7 protein-coding genes and 1 CRISPR repeat array are annotated in these 15,418 nt (G+C 61.4%); of the genes, 3 read left to right on the top strand and 4 right to left on the bottom strand.

Annotated features, from left to right (window positions below; genetic code table 11):
• Positions 1–123: 123 nt before the first annotated feature.
• The 3 genes from J2753_RS05420 to J2753_RS05410 all read left to right on the top strand — a co-directional run bounded on the left by J2753_RS05420 (position 124) and on the right by J2753_RS05410 (position 3,073).
• Complete coding sequence (locus J2753_RS05420) at positions 124–1,248, top strand: ABC transporter ATP-binding protein (RefSeq protein WP_209490912.1); 1,125 nt, start codon at positions 124–126, stop codon at positions 1,246–1,248.
• Entirely contained in the window at positions 1,245–2,105 is an 861-nt protein-coding gene (locus tag J2753_RS05415) for an ABC transporter permease (protein WP_209490911.1), read from the top strand. Before J2753_RS05420 ends, J2753_RS05415 begins: the two co-directional genes overlap by 4 nt.
• Before the next feature lie 233 nt (positions 2,106–2,338).
• Entirely contained in the window at positions 2,339–3,073 is a 735-nt protein-coding gene (locus tag J2753_RS05410; RefSeq protein WP_209490910.1) for an MBL fold metallo-hydrolase, read from the top strand.
• Between the two features lie 32 nt (positions 3,074–3,105).
• A CRISPR array of direct repeats spans positions 3,106–10,791; the repeat unit is 30 nt; unit sequence GCTTCAACCCCACAAGGGTACGTCTGAATC.
• 101 nt (positions 10,792–10,892) lie between these two features.
• Here J2753_RS05410 and cas2 read toward each other — a convergent pair.
• From cas2 to J2753_RS05390, 4 genes are read right to left on the bottom strand one after another with little or no spacing between them, the layout of a single operon-like run.
• The gene (cas2, locus tag J2753_RS05405) at positions 10,893–11,153 is read right to left on the bottom strand and encodes a CRISPR-associated endonuclease Cas2 (protein ID WP_209490909.1); all 261 of its coding nucleotides are present in this window, start codon (positions 11,151–11,153) and stop codon (positions 10,893–10,895) included.
• Positions 11,154–12,146, bottom strand: a complete 993-nt coding sequence (gene cas1b / locus J2753_RS05400) for a type I-B CRISPR-associated endonuclease Cas1b (RefSeq protein ID WP_209490908.1) — start codon at positions 12,144–12,146, stop codon at positions 11,154–11,156. It abuts the gene before it with no gap.
• A 2-nt stretch (positions 12,147–12,148) separates the two neighbouring features.
• Complete coding sequence (gene cas4 / locus J2753_RS05395) at positions 12,149–12,697, bottom strand: CRISPR-associated protein Cas4 (RefSeq protein WP_209490907.1); 549 nt, start codon at positions 12,695–12,697, stop codon at positions 12,149–12,151.
• Positions 12,694–15,417: a CRISPR-associated endonuclease Cas3'' gene (locus tag J2753_RS05390; protein WP_209490906.1), complete on the bottom strand. Its 2,724-nt coding sequence runs from the start codon at positions 15,415–15,417 to the stop codon at positions 12,694–12,696. Before J2753_RS05390 ends, cas4 begins: the two co-directional genes overlap by 4 nt.
• Position 15,418: the final 1 nt, after the last annotated feature.

Below are 15,418 nucleotides of genomic sequence, written 5' to 3'. Positions count from 1 at the left end.
GTCCTTCGCAGGGTTCGGCCTCATGAGCAGCGGCAGTGACGGATCACCGTCGGACTGATGTACCACGACGTATCAGTCGGACAATAGGCTTATCAGGCGAAGCGCCGAACCCACTGACATTCAATGGCGAAGGGGCCCTCCAACAGCGGTGAGACGCCCGACGACGGGTCGGCTCTGGGTGCGAGCGATCGATCCCCCTCGCTCGACCCCAACGAGGCCGCCATATACGTCGACGGACTGGCGAAAACGTTTGGAAGCGGCGAGAGCGCCGTAACCGCAGTAAAGGACGTCTCCCTCACGGTCGCACCTGGCGAGGTAGTAGGGCTACTCGGGCCGAACGGCGCGGGTAAGACAACCACGATCAAGTCGATTCTCGGCCTCATCCTCCCCGACGCCGGTACGGTACGCGTCCACGGCATCGACGTTCACGCTAACCCGCGAGCGGCCTACGAGTACGTCGACGCCATGTTGGAGGGCGCGCGCAACGATTACTGGCGGCTCACTGTCCGGGAGAACCTCCGATACTTCGCGGCGATCAGAGGGCAGGATCCGGATGCCGTCTCTGAACGGCACGACGAGCTGCTTGAACACCTGGATCTTGCGGAGAAAGCCGATACAGCAGTCCGCGACCTTTCACGCGGGATGAAACAGAAGGTCTCACTCGCGAGCGTCCTCGCCGGCGACATCTCCGTCGCCTTCCTCGACGAACCCACGCTCGGGCTCGATATCGAGAGTTCGCTGAAGCTTCGAACCGAACTCCGGAGACTCGCCGAGGAGCGCGGCCTGACGCTGGTCATCTCGAGTCACGATATGGACGTCATCGAAGACGTCTGTGACCGTGTCGTCATCATGAACGATGGACGGGTAGTCGTCGACGACACTGTCGAGGACCTACTCGCCGGATTTGAGACCAAAGGCTACCGGATCAGCGTCCGTGGCGTGACCGACGAGGTCCTTGCAGATCTGCAGGAGCGCTTTGATCTGACGGATGTCCAACGAACTGACGACCGGCTTCGGTTTGAGGTGGCTGCCGACACGGAGACGTTCTACCGGTTGACCGACACCATGGAGGCCAACAATCTCGACGTAGCGAGCGTCGAGACGGTGCAACCGGATTTGGCGGAGGCGTTCGTCGAGATGACGAATGGCACCCGCGAAACCAGTCGCGTGAATGAGGACGGGGCGTCGACAGCCCAAAAGGCGCCGACGGGTCTCTCACCCGCCGGTGATGGAGGGGACCAACGATGACGACCGCTCCGGGAGGAGATCGCAGTGGGAGAGATGATCGAAGCGGCACGGAAGGCCCACCGCGATTTAGAGAGCCCGAGCGGACCGGTGGCTACTACCACCTCCTGAAGGCGGTCGTCTACCGCGACCTTCTGATCTGGATACGATACCCGCTGAACGCGGCGCTCGGGATCTTTATGGGCGTGTTCTTCTTCGCGCTCATGTTCTACGGCGGGACATTAGTCGCGGGACAGGCGTTTTCGGACTCCATCGAGGGACTGATCGTCGGATACTTCCTGTGGACGCTCTCGATAGGAGCCTATTCAGGGATCATGAACGACATCCAGTCCGAAGCGAGCTGGGGGACGCTGGAACGGCACTTCATGACCCCGTTCGGCTTCGGTCCGGTCGTCTTTGCGAAATCTATCGCCATCGTCTTCCGGACGTTCATGACCTCCAGTGTAGTCCTTATGGTGATGTTGCTCATCACGGGAACGACCCTCGACCTCAACCTCGTGACGGTGCTCCCGGTGGCCACGCTGACCATCGCTGGCGCACTCGGGCTAGGACTCGTGATGGGGGGCCTGAGCGTGCTCTACAAGCGCATCTCGAACGTTGCCAACCTCCTCCAGTTCGCGTTCATCGGCCTCATCTCCGCGCCCGTGTTCGACATCCCCTGGGCGCGGTTCCTGCCGCTAGCACAGGGCAGCGCAATGCTCCAGCGAGCGATGCGCGACGGGGTCCACCTTTGGGAGTTTGAACCACTGACGATCGCCGTCCTTGTCGGCACGTCTGTAGGGTACCTGGGGCTGGGGTACGCAATCTTCGGCCTTACGACACGGCGTGCTCGGCGACTGGGTGTGCTCGGCGATTACTGACCTGCAGAGGGCGTCGAAGTCGGTCTCAGTCTGGGGGACAAAAGCCTAGAGAATGAGCCCGGACTACCGGATCAGTCGCGGGGCACGGTAGATTAGTCGACCGTAACAGATCACAGAATCGTACAGGAGATGTACTCACCGGCCACTCGGTCCAAATTCGTGTGTAGTCAACAGACTTTGACCAGGGCCGGCGAAGCAAAACACACCGCGTTGGGCTACGTAGCTGTTCTCATATGTCTACGACGACAGAAACCAGCGTTCAGTTGATTCGCCATGCCACCCTCCGCCTAGACATGGGTGACACAACGTTTCTCGTCGATCCAATGTTCGCGTCTCCGGGTGAGAACCCGCCCGTGCCGAATTCGCCAAACAACAGACGGAACCCACTCGTCCCAATGCCTGCCGTAGACTTGTCCTACGATGCTGTGGTAGTCACTCACCGCCATTCCGATCACTTCGACGAAGCAGCCACGGAGGAACTCAATGGCGACGTGGCGCTGTTCTGTCAGCCCGAGGAGTCGGAGGCCTTCACCGAGGAGGGCTTCACTGATGTGCGGCCAGTCAATGACGAGATTACCTTCGAGGGCGTCACCATTCACCGGACACCCGCCCGTCACGGGCATGGGGAGTTAGCCGAGGATATGGGACCAGTTTCAGGGTTCGTGTTCGAGAGCGAAAAGACAGTGTACGCTGCGGGCGACACGGTCTGGTACGAGCCGGTGAAAGAGACATTGGGACAGTTCGATCCGGAGATGGTCATTCTCAATGGTGGGGAGGCACGTTTCGAGCAGGGCGACCCCATCACGATGGGCATCCAGGATATTGCTGCGGTTCGTGACGCTACCGACGCCACGGTTGCGGTCGTCCATATGGAGGCGATCAACCATTGCTTGCTCGGCCGTGATGAACTACAATCGGCAATAGAGAATGTTCTCGTTCCCGAAGACGGTATGCAGATCACCGTGTGAAGTCGAAGGTTCGGCCGACAAGGAGTGGGAAACCCTGGTCCCCACAAGGGTACGTCTGAATCGACGAGCGCGTCGACGCCCTCGAGGAGCAGGTCGAGGCTTCAACCCCACAAGGGTACGTCTGAATCCGCTCCCGATAGTCGTCGGTGTCGGCGTGCAGTTCGCTTCAACCCCACAAGGGTACGTCTGAATCCATGACCTCAATTTCGGGCGACCGCGACGACCACCCGCTTCAACCCCACAAGGGTACGTCTGAATCGCGGAGAACGACCGCATCCCCCACGAGTTCCAGCCGCTTCAACCCCACAAGGGTACGTCTGAATCCGAGGAGATGTGTCGGCGAGAGCGGTATCGTCTGTGCTTCAACCCCACAAGGGTACGTCTGAATCGACCCCAATCAGCCACGGCAGCGACGAAGATTTCGGCTTCAACCCCACAAGGGTACGTCTGAATCCTCACAGTGCTGCTGCCCGTTTCGTCCGCATTGATGGCTTCAACCCCACAAGGGTACGTCTGAATCGTTGTAAGTTCGCGGCCGTGGGAAGGGCAACGGCCGCTTCAACCCCACAAGGGTACGTCTGAATCTCGGGCCAGGCTGCGAAGCCGTAGACGTCGTAGTTGCTTCAACCCCACAAGGGTACGTCTGAATCTCGGCGTCGGCGTGGCTGGCCTGAACTGGCTTGGACGCTTCAACCCCACAAGGGTACGTCTGAATCCAGAAGCGTCCCTGATTCCACGGATTCCAGTTCCGTGCTTCAACCCCACAAGGGTACGTCTGAATCGGGGCTGACGGCGACGAGACCGACGATGGTTTCCTGGCTTCAACCCCACAAGGGTACGTCTGAATCGCTCCGTCGCCGTACACGCGCTCGTAGCCCTCGCGGCTTCAACCCCACAAGGGTACGTCTGAATCACCCTCTGTTTCTGTCTTGAATCAAGACCTGAATGCTTCAACCCCACAAGGGTACGTCTGAATCACCGGTGCCCAGGACCGGCTCTACATGGACAAGCAGCTTCAACCCCACAAGGGTACGTCTGAATCCACGTCCGGTGGTGACAGCCAGGCGTTCCTGACCCAGCTTCAACCCCACAAGGGTACGTCTGAATCCTGGTCGACGGCGTCGCGCTCGATCCCGACGGTCTGTCGGGTGCTTCAACCCCACAAGGGTACGTCTGAATCTCGACGACGTCCTCCCGAGGCACCTCCTCGTAGGCGCTTCAACCCCACAAGGGTACGTCTGAATCTACCGGGCGACCCGGCGTTCGGCGTCAGCGAGCACGCTTCAACCCCACAAGGGTACGTCTGAATCCGGCGGTCGATTCCGCGACCCTCAACGTGCAGTCGCTTCAACCCCACAAGGGTACGTCTGAATCGAGCAACACCCTCGTAGACGGGGTTCGCGTCGAGGCTTCAACCCCACAAGGGTACGTCTGAATCGAGCAACACCCTCGTAGACGGGGTTCGCGTCGAGGCTTCAACCCCACAAGGGTACGTCTGAATCGAGCAACACCCTCGTAGACGGGGTTCGCGTCGAGGCTTCAACCCCACAAGGGTACGTCTGAATCGCTCGTCCTGGAGCTGATCAGCTCTAGATCCTCGACGCTTCAACCCCACAAGGGTACGTCTGAATCGTCGAGGAGGCCCTGTACCCCGACAACCCGGAGGAGCTTCAACCCCACAAGGGTACGTCTGAATCCACCGCCACGGTCCTGGCGAACGGGAGGAGGAGCAGGCCCAGGCTTCAACCCCACAAGGGTACGTCTGAATCGCCGCCGTAGATGCCCTCCTCCAGCGAGGAGTCGCTTCAACCCCACAAGGGTACGTCTGAATCGTGGCGACCCCGACGACGGTTCCCAAATCCACCCGGCTTCAACCCCACAAGGGTACGTCTGAATCCAGCAGGGCGTGGAGGAGTCGCACCCGCTGTCCGCTTCAACCCCACAAGGGTACGTCTGAATCGTCGTCGAGCTCGTACTCGCAGAGCCATAGCGCGTCGCTTCAACCCCACAAGGGTACGTCTGAATCGCCGGCGCCGCGCAGACCGACACCGGGGCCGAGACGCTTCAACCCCACAAGGGTACGTCTGAATCTCTCGGACCTCGACTCGGCCTCGAACGTCAGTGTGCTTCAACCCCACAAGGGTACGTCTGAATCTCTCGGACCTCGACTCGGCCTCGAACGTCAGTGTGCTTCAACCCCACAAGGGTACGTCTGAATCCAAGCTGGCCGGCCTCTCCGGCGGCGGCACCGTCGAGCTTCAACCCCACAAGGGTACGTCTGAATCTCGCGGGAGCACGCTTTGCAGTCCTCGCCCTCGTGGCTTCAACCCCACAAGGGTACGTCTGAATCGGTGGTCCCCGTGATCGTCTGGAGGGTGCGCGGGATGCTTCAACCCCACAAGGGTACGTCTGAATCGGCGAAGTGGGCTGTTCCGATGACGGCCTAACGGAGGCTTCAACCCCACAAGGGTACGTCTGAATCCGTTCTGCTCCCGGAGCCTGTCACAACGGCTACGGGCTTCAACCCCACAAGGGTACGTCTGAATCCGCCTCGACCTCGCCGGAGCCGAGGGTTCGCAGGACGCTTCAACCCCACAAGGGTACGTCTGAATCCTCCACGAGTGGCGCAACGAGCACGACCAGTTCTCGGCTTCAACCCCACAAGGGTACGTCTGAATCTGGGAGACTGAGCACCAGCTGAGCGAGACCCGGAACGCTTCAACCCCACAAGGGTACGTCTGAATCGCGACGCACCTGCAGGCGGTCGAGGCGTCGACGTCGAAGCTTCAACCCCACAAGGGTACGTCTGAATCTCGCAGAACGCTCCAGACGGTGGTTGGGTAGCAAATGCTTCAACCCCACAAGGGTACGTCTGAATCCTCCAAGAGGACCGGAGACGGGCGGAGAAGGAGAAGCTTCAACCCCACAAGGGTACGTCTGAATCGCCCCACGAGAGATCGAGCGTCAGATCGCTCGTCTCGCTTCAACCCCACAAGGGTACGTCTGAATCCCGGCCCGGAGGGAGCGATACGAACGACGGCCTCAGTGCTTCAACCCCACAAGGGTACGTCTGAATCCGTGTGGCGGCTGAAGGACGTGAAGGAGGAGACGGCTTCAACCCCACAAGGGTACGTCTGAATCGAGGGCCGCCCTCTCGGTGTCCTACTTCCTTGCCTGCTTCAACCCCACAAGGGTACGTCTGAATCGATAGTGTTCTGTGCCATGCGGAGTCACCCCATGCTTCAACCCCACAAGGGTACGTCTGAATCTGGTCGAAGCAGGACAACTCCAGTGACGGCGAGTGGGCTTCAACCCCACAAGGGTACGTCTGAATCGGCCTCACTCATCTCCGACCACCTCGTACGTCTCGGCGCTTCAACCCCACAAGGGTACGTCTGAATCAGGTCCCATTACCATTAGCGTTCGGTCTGGAAATTGCTTCAACCCCACAAGGGTACGTCTGAATCGCCGTAGATCGGCTCCTCCAGGCTGGTGTCGAACAGGCTTCAACCCCACAAGGGTACGTCTGAATCGTCGTCGGTGTCGCCACCGACACCGTAGTCGAGCTTGCTTCAACCCCACAAGGGTACGTCTGAATCTCTTACACCGGCGTCCGACGTGTGCCGCTGTGTAAGGCTTCAACCCCACAAGGGTACGTCTGAATCAGGGTTCGGTGGTGACTGACGATCAAGGCACGGTGGGCTTCAACCCCACAAGGGTACGTCTGAATCGCAGTCCGGTGAGTCGCCGGATCCAGATGCTTGAGCGCTTCAACCCCACAAGGGTACGTCTGAATCGATGTCGGGCAGACCGGCGACGATGACGCTGCCCGCGCTTCAACCCCACAAGGGTACGTCTGAATCTCAGTTGGCGACCCCCTTCTCGGCAGCCCCGCTGATGCTTCAACCCCACAAGGGTACGTCTGAATCCGCCTCCGTTGAGGACGAGATAACGGTCTCGTGGTCGCTTCAACCCCACAAGGGTACGTCTGAATCAGCCGGCGGAGTTCGTCGGTGACGTCTCCCCCGTGGGCTTCAACCCCACAAGGGTACGTCTGAATCCCGGCCCGTTCGGACTGAGTACGAGCATCCGACGCAGGCTTCAACCCCACAAGGGTACGTCTGAATCCGCCTGGGATACGATCTGCGACAACTTCACCCGGGCGCTTCAACCCCACAAGGGTACGTCTGAATCGGCCGGCCCACGGCGACCTCATCTTCGAGACGGGGGCTTCAACCCCACAAGGGTACGTCTGAATCGGCGCGCGGTCGGGCGGCTACCAGCACGGGGAGTCGCTTCAACCCCACAAGGGTACGTCTGAATCCATCGCCGTCGAGGACGTGCTCACCGCGTCCATCACGCTTCAACCCCACAAGGGTACGTCTGAATCCGACCAGGACGCCGAGTCCGGAGGACCCGAGTCGTGCTTCAACCCCACAAGGGTACGTCTGAATCGCTAACCCGTCGCCGCGACCGTCGCGACGGCGGGGTCGCTTCAACCCCACAAGGGTACGTCTGAATCGAGCTCAACGAGACCCACCAGGCGTGCTTGCGTATGCTTCAACCCCACAAGGGTACGTCTGAATCCCAGCGTGGACCCGTCGCTGGTGGACTACTCCGTCGCTTCAACCCCACAAGGGTACGTCTGAATCAGGACGTCCTCGACGCAGTCGACCAGGAGCTCGAGGCTTCAACCCCACAAGGGTACGTCTGAATCCGATGATCTGGCGTGTCATCGTCGATCACCCGAGCCGGCTTCAACCCCACAAGGGTACGTCTGAATCGATCATGTCCAGCGGGTAGCGCGAGCTCCCGTCGGAGCTTCAACCCCACAAGGGTACGTCTGAATCACCGGCGTGGGGAATCAGGCGGATCTCCCGTTCTGGCTTCAACCCCACAAGGGTACGTCTGAATCACAGCCGCGAGGATGGTGATGGCGATGACTGACCCCGAGCTTCAACCCCACAAGGGTACGTCTGAATCCCGCCCGGAGGTTGCGGAAATCTTCCATCGCTTCGCGCTTCAACCCCACAAGGGTACGTCTGAATCTATCGCTATCGTTCGCTGTTCTACCGGCTCGCGGACGCTTCAACCCCACAAGGGTACGTCTGAATCGTGGCGTATAGGCCCCGAGTGAGCCCGTACACCAACAGCTTCAACCCCACAAGGGTACGTCTGAATCTGCCGGTCCATCGCCCGAACCACGCGGTCAGATTTCTGCTTCAACCCCACAAGGGTACGTCTGAATCCACTACTCTGAAATAAGGCTTGAATATCCGTACTTAGCTTCAACCCCACAAGGGTACGTCTGAATCCGTGCTCTCCGCCGACGACGCCCGGATCGAACTGGAGCTTCAACCCCACAAGGGTACGTCTGAATCGACTGCGCTTACCTCGGTCCAGCGCGCGGAGGGGGCTTCAACCCCACAAGGGTACGTCTGAATCATGATCCAGGATCAGAACAGCAGGGCAGAACAGCGTGCTTCAACCCCACAAGGGTACGTCTGAATCGGGTGGCGTGGTTCACTCTTTCGATGGGGATGATGGGCTTCAACCCCACAAGGGTACGTCTGAATCCGATGCTGTTCACGCTCTGGAAGACGCACTCGGGGCTTCAACCCCACAAGGGTACGTCTGAATCGACGTCGTCGGATAAAGGCCTCCACTCCGTCGAGGAGCTTCAACCCCACAAGGGTACGTCTGAATCGCCGGCCACCTCACGGTACGCACCCCACAGTCCGGCTTCAACCCCACAAGGGTACGTCTGAATCTGCTCGGTCGTCTCGGGGGCCGAATCCTCGGGAGTAGCTTCAACCCCACAAGGGTACGTCTGAATCCGCCGCACGTCGTCGATCCGGGCAACAAGCCGCTGCTTCAACCCCACAAGGGTACGTCTGAATCTGTTCATGCTCAGAGCTTAACAGGGTTAACTGACAGCTTCAACCCCACAAGGGTACGTCTGAATCACCACGACTCAGGCGGCTGATACCGCCACGGAGGGCTTCAACCCCACAAGGGTACGTCTGAATCAGCCAAGCTCGGCCACCTCCACGATCGAGTCGACGCTTCAACCCCACAAGGGTACGTCTGAATCCACGCCTCGATCGGCGTCGACGACACCCGAACGGGAGGCTTCAACCCCACAAGGGTACGTCTGAATCGCCTGTGTAGCGTCGCATGCTGACAGCGTTACGGGGGCTTCAACCCCACAAGGGTACGTCTGAATCCGTTCACAGACACACCTGCACTGCTGGATGGGGGCTTCAACCCCACAAGGGTACGTCTGAATCGATGCGGACCTCCGACAAGATGATCCTCTCCTCGGCGCTTCAACCCCACAAGGGTACGTCTGAATCTTCGGACGGCGCTGCTGGATGAGGCGACCGACTCGCGGCTTCAACCCCACAAGGGTACGTCTGAATCCGCGCCACACCGACCGCGACCTGTTCCAGCGCGTGGTCGCTTCAACCCCACAAGGGTACGTCTGAATCCATGACGGTGTACGCCGACGTGCACGGCCACGAACTGCTTCAACCCCACAAGGGTACGTCTGAATCCCGGGATCCGGCCATAATCGGTTCCCCTGCATGCTTCAACCCCACAAGGGTACGTCTGAATCTGGGACCGCCTCGTCGGGTGGGACGAAGCGGCGGCGGCTTCAACCCCACAAGGGTACGTCTGAATCCAGTCGTACTCCTCCCGAACCGTCTCCAGTTTCGGGCTTCAACCCCACAAGGGTACGTCTGAATCGTATGCCCCACCTTAGTGAAGATCAGTTCCGGGATGCTTCAACCCCACAAGGGTACGTCTGAATCAAGTTATAGATTCCTATCAGACACCGTCTGTCCGCTTCAACCCCACAAGGGTACGTCTGAATCTACACCTGCCCGGACTGCTCGACGGTCACCTTCGGGCTTCAACCCCACAAGGGTACGTCTGAATCTCCACCTGAGGGCCACGTTTCGGATCACCCTGCGGCTTCAACCCCACAAGGGTACGTCTGAATCTCGGCTATCCCCCTCTGTCGGGTTCCCCTCGTGCCCGCTTCAACCCCACAAGGGTACGTCTGAATCTGGTGTAGCGTGTGTGGTGCGGTGTGGTGCGGGGAGCTTCAACCCCACAAGGGTACGTCTGAATCACACCTGGCCCCTTCGATCAGGCCGAAGCGATACGGGCTTCAACCCCACAAGGGTACGTCTGAATCCCATCGAGGCATACCGGGAACTTCAGCGTGCAGGGCTTCAACCCCACAAGGGTACGTCTGAATCTCCCTTCAGTTTCCCACTGATCGATCAGGTGGTGCTTCAACCCCACAAGGGTACGTCTGAATCCACCGGGAATACCACTGCCTGGATGATCTGATCGAGGCTTCAACCCCACAAGGGTACGTCTGAATCTTCGAGCCTCTTGACGGGATGGAAGTTCACCACAAGCTTCAACCCCACAAGGGTACGTCTGAATCCATTATGGCGCAGTCCCTGCGCTACCCAGCGCACGCTTCAACCCCACAAGGGTACGTCTGAATCGCGTCGGTCCACTCGCCGATCTTCCCGACGGCGGCTTCAACCCCACAAGGGTACGTCTGAATCCCGCCGTCGCCGACTCGGTGCCGTCCTGCACGCCGCTTCAACCCCACAAGGGTACGTCTGAATCACCACCATCGGCGTTCCCTCGAGCCCGTCACCGGCGCTTCAACCCCACAAGGGTACGTCTGAATCCATGGTGAATTTGGCCACCATACCCGCTCTTCCAGGGGTATTCACTTCACTATTTCCGTCGACCCCGAATCCCTCGTGGGCCCCCGGGGGGTCGACATCGACTAGAGGAATCGACTGTCCTCTGCCGGGTCGTCACCGTACACTGCGCGGTTCAGTAGGGAGTCCGAGGAGAGTTCATAGACCACGACAGACTCCCCCGCCTGTAGCAGGTCCTCGATCTCGCCTTTGAGCGTCGTGAGATCGCCCTCGGTGATCTCACCCTCGAGCACCGAGTTCTGCACGTGGATGAGGTATCGGCGACAGAGTTTGAGCATCAACTGGGTCCGGTCGGCCTCCATATCGTAGACGACGATCACGTACATCTACCACCACCGCCGGAACGGTTCGTACGGCTCCCCGGCCAACAGGTGCTTCTTGAGTTTGTACACCTCCAGTCGGAGCAGATACTGGTAGCTCACCTTCCGGTTCAGGTCGGGATGCTCCACCGTCCGTTCGAGGGTCTTCTCGAACTCTCTGAGAAACGTCGTTCGTCCGGACTCGTCGAGAAGACAGGAGCCGACTTCGTCCCGGAAATCGTCGCGGCCGATCTGTTTCCGGTTCACGAGACGGAACAGGAGCCGGTCGGTCAGCACCGGTTTGAACAGGTCGGCGATATCGAGAGACAGTGAGTACCGTCGTTCCCCCGGCTCGTGGAGGTAGCTCACTGCCGGGTCGAGTGCGGTGGCGCGGATAGCCGAGACGCAGTTGGCGTACACGAGGCTGTTCCCGAACGAGATCAGGGCGTTTACCGGGTTCGGCGGGGGGTTGTACTGCCGGCTATCGAACGTGAACGAATCAGGGAGCACGGCGTCGAACGTCCGGTAGTACGCCCGCCGGGCGGTCGCTTCGACGCCCATCAGTTCGGAGATATCGCCCGCGGCGTCGACGCGGGCCGCCGCGTCGTCCAGATCGTCGATCACACCCCCGAGTTCGTAGTCTCGACTGTCGTAGTAGGTAACGTTCGTCCGCATGTTGTGGATGCTCCCACGCACGAACGACGCCGCGATCGACTGACGCCGCTCGGGATCATCGTACGCCCGAACCTGCTCGACGACGGTCCGTCCGCTCGTCTGCCCGCGTTCCGGCATCAGTGACCCCGCGTAGCGGTCGTTCCAGCCGAATACGTGGACCGCGACGCCGTGGTCGTTCAGGAACGACATCAGCCGCGTGTTGTAGTCGACCTGCCCGTGGAGGAACACCGCCTCGGCGTGCTCGACGGGGATATGCTTCTTCTCACCGTCCTCGGTCTCGAGCCGAACCGTGTCCTCGCTCCGTTCGATACGTCCGTCAGAGAAGATGTGGTAGTTCTTGTCCATGATCACACCCAACAGAAGTCGTGGTACGCACACGACTCGCAGTACGACTTCTCAACGGCCTCGGGCGGTGAGTCGCCGGTAACGACGCCGTGAATCCCGCGGATCGCCGACTTCACTTTCTCGCGCCGCTCCTCGTTCAACTGTACGTCCTCGCGTCGACGCTCGGTCGGGTGAGCCAACACGCCGTCGCGCTGCACCCCCATGACCCGATCGAGGTACCAGAGGTAGTACGATAGCTGCATCCGGGCCGGCTCCGTGAGCGCCGACGAGGGTTTCACTTCGACGACGCGACCGTCGTCCAACAGGTCGAGTGAGATCATCCCGACCCGGAGGTTCTCCTGTGAGCGTTCCCCGTAGGACGACTCGTCGACGCGAGTCCCACGGGCGACGCTCGCGTTCTCCCGGTCGATCTCGACGTTTCGGCTCTCGAACCAGAGCTCCCGTTCACAGACGTAGTAGTACTGCATCATCACGCCAGTGACGCGAAACGGCTCCTCGACGGCGTCGCCCCGGGCTGTCGCGAGCAGCCGAGAAACGGGATCGCCGCTCACAGTAACCGTGCCTCCACGCTCGTGTCGGGGATGACGACACCATCTGTCGCGTCGAAGTAGCCGTCGTCCCGTCCCGGTCGGCCGTCCAGGACGAGCCGGTCCGCGTCCGGGAAGAGCCGTTCACACGCCTGAAGCTTCTCCAGCGTGTCGTCGTCGCCGGGGTAGACCGGGACCGAGACCTGCCAGTCGGCGGTCGATTCGACAAGGTCGTCGAGGTCCTCCCAGCGATGCTCCCTGTGTGCCTCTCGGAGCGCCTCAATCGTCTCCCGTTCCTCGGCCGTTCTCGTGACGACCACGTCGGCCGCCGGTCGTTCGTCGATCAGCGAGAGGCGTCCGAGCTGTTCGGCCTGTGCGTGTTCGAGGTAGTCGACGTACTCATCGGCACCGACATCGCGGCGATCCAGGAGCTCGAAGTACGTCTCGACAGCGTCCCGCGTCACGGCCGGCTCGGGCATCGGCTCACCGTCGTAGACGGTCGCCAGCGCCTGGGCGGTCAGTTTCGTGAGGCTCTCCCCACGGCCGTAGACCGCGCTGGACGGTGGGGTCTCTCGACCGGCCGGCGGTTCGAGGCGCCAGACGGTCACTCGGCCACGGCTGCGGTCGTAGGACCTGTTGCACCGACCTGCAGCCTGCACCAGACTGTCCATTGGGGCGAAATCCCGGATGACCTCGTCGAAGCTCACGTCGACGCCGGCCTCGACGAGCTGTGTGGAGAGGAACAACACGGGCTCACCCGCCTCGGCGAGGTCGGTCGCCACCCGGATGAGGTGCCGACGATCACACGGCCGGTGGCGTGTCGTGAGATGGATCAACAGCGGCTCGTCGTCCCGCCGTCGACGAACAACGTCACGGTACGTTCGCTCGGGTCGGACCGATGCCGTCGGCCGGTCTGCAGAATCGAGCAGATCGGCGTACGCCTCGTTGACGTTCAACGGCGCCGTTCGATCGGTAACAGCGGTTGCGAGCTCCCTCGCGCTATCGATCGTGTTACAGATCGTCAACACCGAGTTGCCGTCGTCGACCCGATCGGCGACGAGTTCGCTTGCACGGTCGTACGAGAGACCCGGCGATTCGGAGTCTGCGTCCGCGTTACGGGCGCCGCCCTCTGCGGGAAGCATCGCAGTTGCGGACGGGTGGAGCACGAAGTCGAGCCGGTCCAGTTCCGCGTAGTACGGGTCCGGATCGGCAACGAGCGAGAACGGCTCGCGGTCGCCCGCCGTGAGGAGTTTCGGCTGGGTGGCCGTCATCGCGATCACCGACGCGCCGTACTCCTCGGTCAACAGATCGACCAATCGGTCCACGAGTGGCCACCACTCGAGCGGGAGCGCCTGTGGTTCGTCGAGGACGACGACGCTTCCGTACAGCGCCGGGAGCTTCATCGAGCGACTGTTCGTCGGCCCCGCGAGACTCTCGAACAGCTGGACGAACGTCGTGACGACCAACCCCGACCGCCAGCTCTCGCCGAGGAGGGAAGCGACGTTCTCGACGGCGTCGTCGGGGACTTCCTCGGGATCGACGGCGTCGTCGGGGACTTCCTCGGGATCGTCGGCGTCGTCGGGTGGTGAGACGAGCGTGTCCGCGAGGTGGTGGTCGACGGTGACCCGTTCGTTCCGCTCGCCCGTCTCGAACAGCTCTCGGCTCTCGGCGGCGACTTGGTCGATGATAGAGGTGTACGGCAGCGCGTAGACGAGGCGTCCCTCGTCGCTCGGCTCGTCACGCCCCCGGTTCTCCAGTACGGTGAGTGCGGCATCCAGTCCAGTAAGCGTCTTCCCCATCCCGGTCGGGAGCGTGAGAGTCGCCACTCGACGTTCGTCGTCGACGAACTCGGCCGCCCGGGCACCCACCTCTCGACGGGCGTCCTCGCGCCGTTCGTTCATCTGCTCCGTCCGTGGGTCGAGATCCGATTCGGCGTTCTCAGCCTGAAGCGTCGTGACGCGCTCGTCGATGGCCTGCCGTCGGGGCGGCGTCGACCGATAGGCATCCCGACCGATGGCCATGCGCGTCGTCAGGCTCGCTGCGCTCGCCTTGTCGGCGAACACGAGCGCGCTCCAGACCTGAAGTACCGACTCGTAGAACCCCTCTGGGAGCTTCTCCGGCGCCGGCCGAAGTCGCCGCCCGCTGCAGGCGGCTTCCGCGACCCAGGGTAGCTCGATGCTGGCTTCCTCACGTGAGAGACGTTCGTGGAACGTCTCCCAGTCGCCGGCGCTGTCCGTGGCCCGTTCGACGAGTACGCGCGCGAGTTCCGGGACGGTTTCGTCGACGTGTGTCGCCTGCTCAAGCGCCTCCGTCCGATAGAGCGTCCGGATCCGCCCCGACTGCTCGATGGCCGCTCGCTGAACGTAGTCCGCGCTGTCGGGGAGGCGCCCGTGGTGTCTCGCTACCGCGAGGAACCCGACGAGCGGGTCGGCACCGTCGAACCCCCGTGCTTCGAGCGCGTAGTGGGCGAGCAGCGCCGATATCGGGGCGTGGTGTTTCGGCCCGTCCGGGTCAGCATTGCCATCAGAGAGGAGATGCTCTTGGAACCACGCCGTCAGCTTACCGAAATCATGAGCCTGTGCCACCGTCTCGGCCAACTCCGGAAGCGAGTTGCCTTCGGGGGTTTCGGCGTCGTCGGAGACGAGCCAGTCCACCCGCTCGCGAACGTCGTCCAGATGCTCCTCGAGCGGGATCGGCTCGCCGTCCGGGCCGAGATGCGACGGTCGCTCAGTGAACTCGACCACG

Source organism: Halolamina salifodinae (genome assembly GCF_017874235.1).
Taxonomy (GTDB): Archaea; Halobacteriota; Halobacteria; order Halobacteriales; family Haloferacaceae; genus Halolamina; species Halolamina salifodinae.
This window is presented reverse-complemented; position numbering and strand designations above follow the sequence as displayed.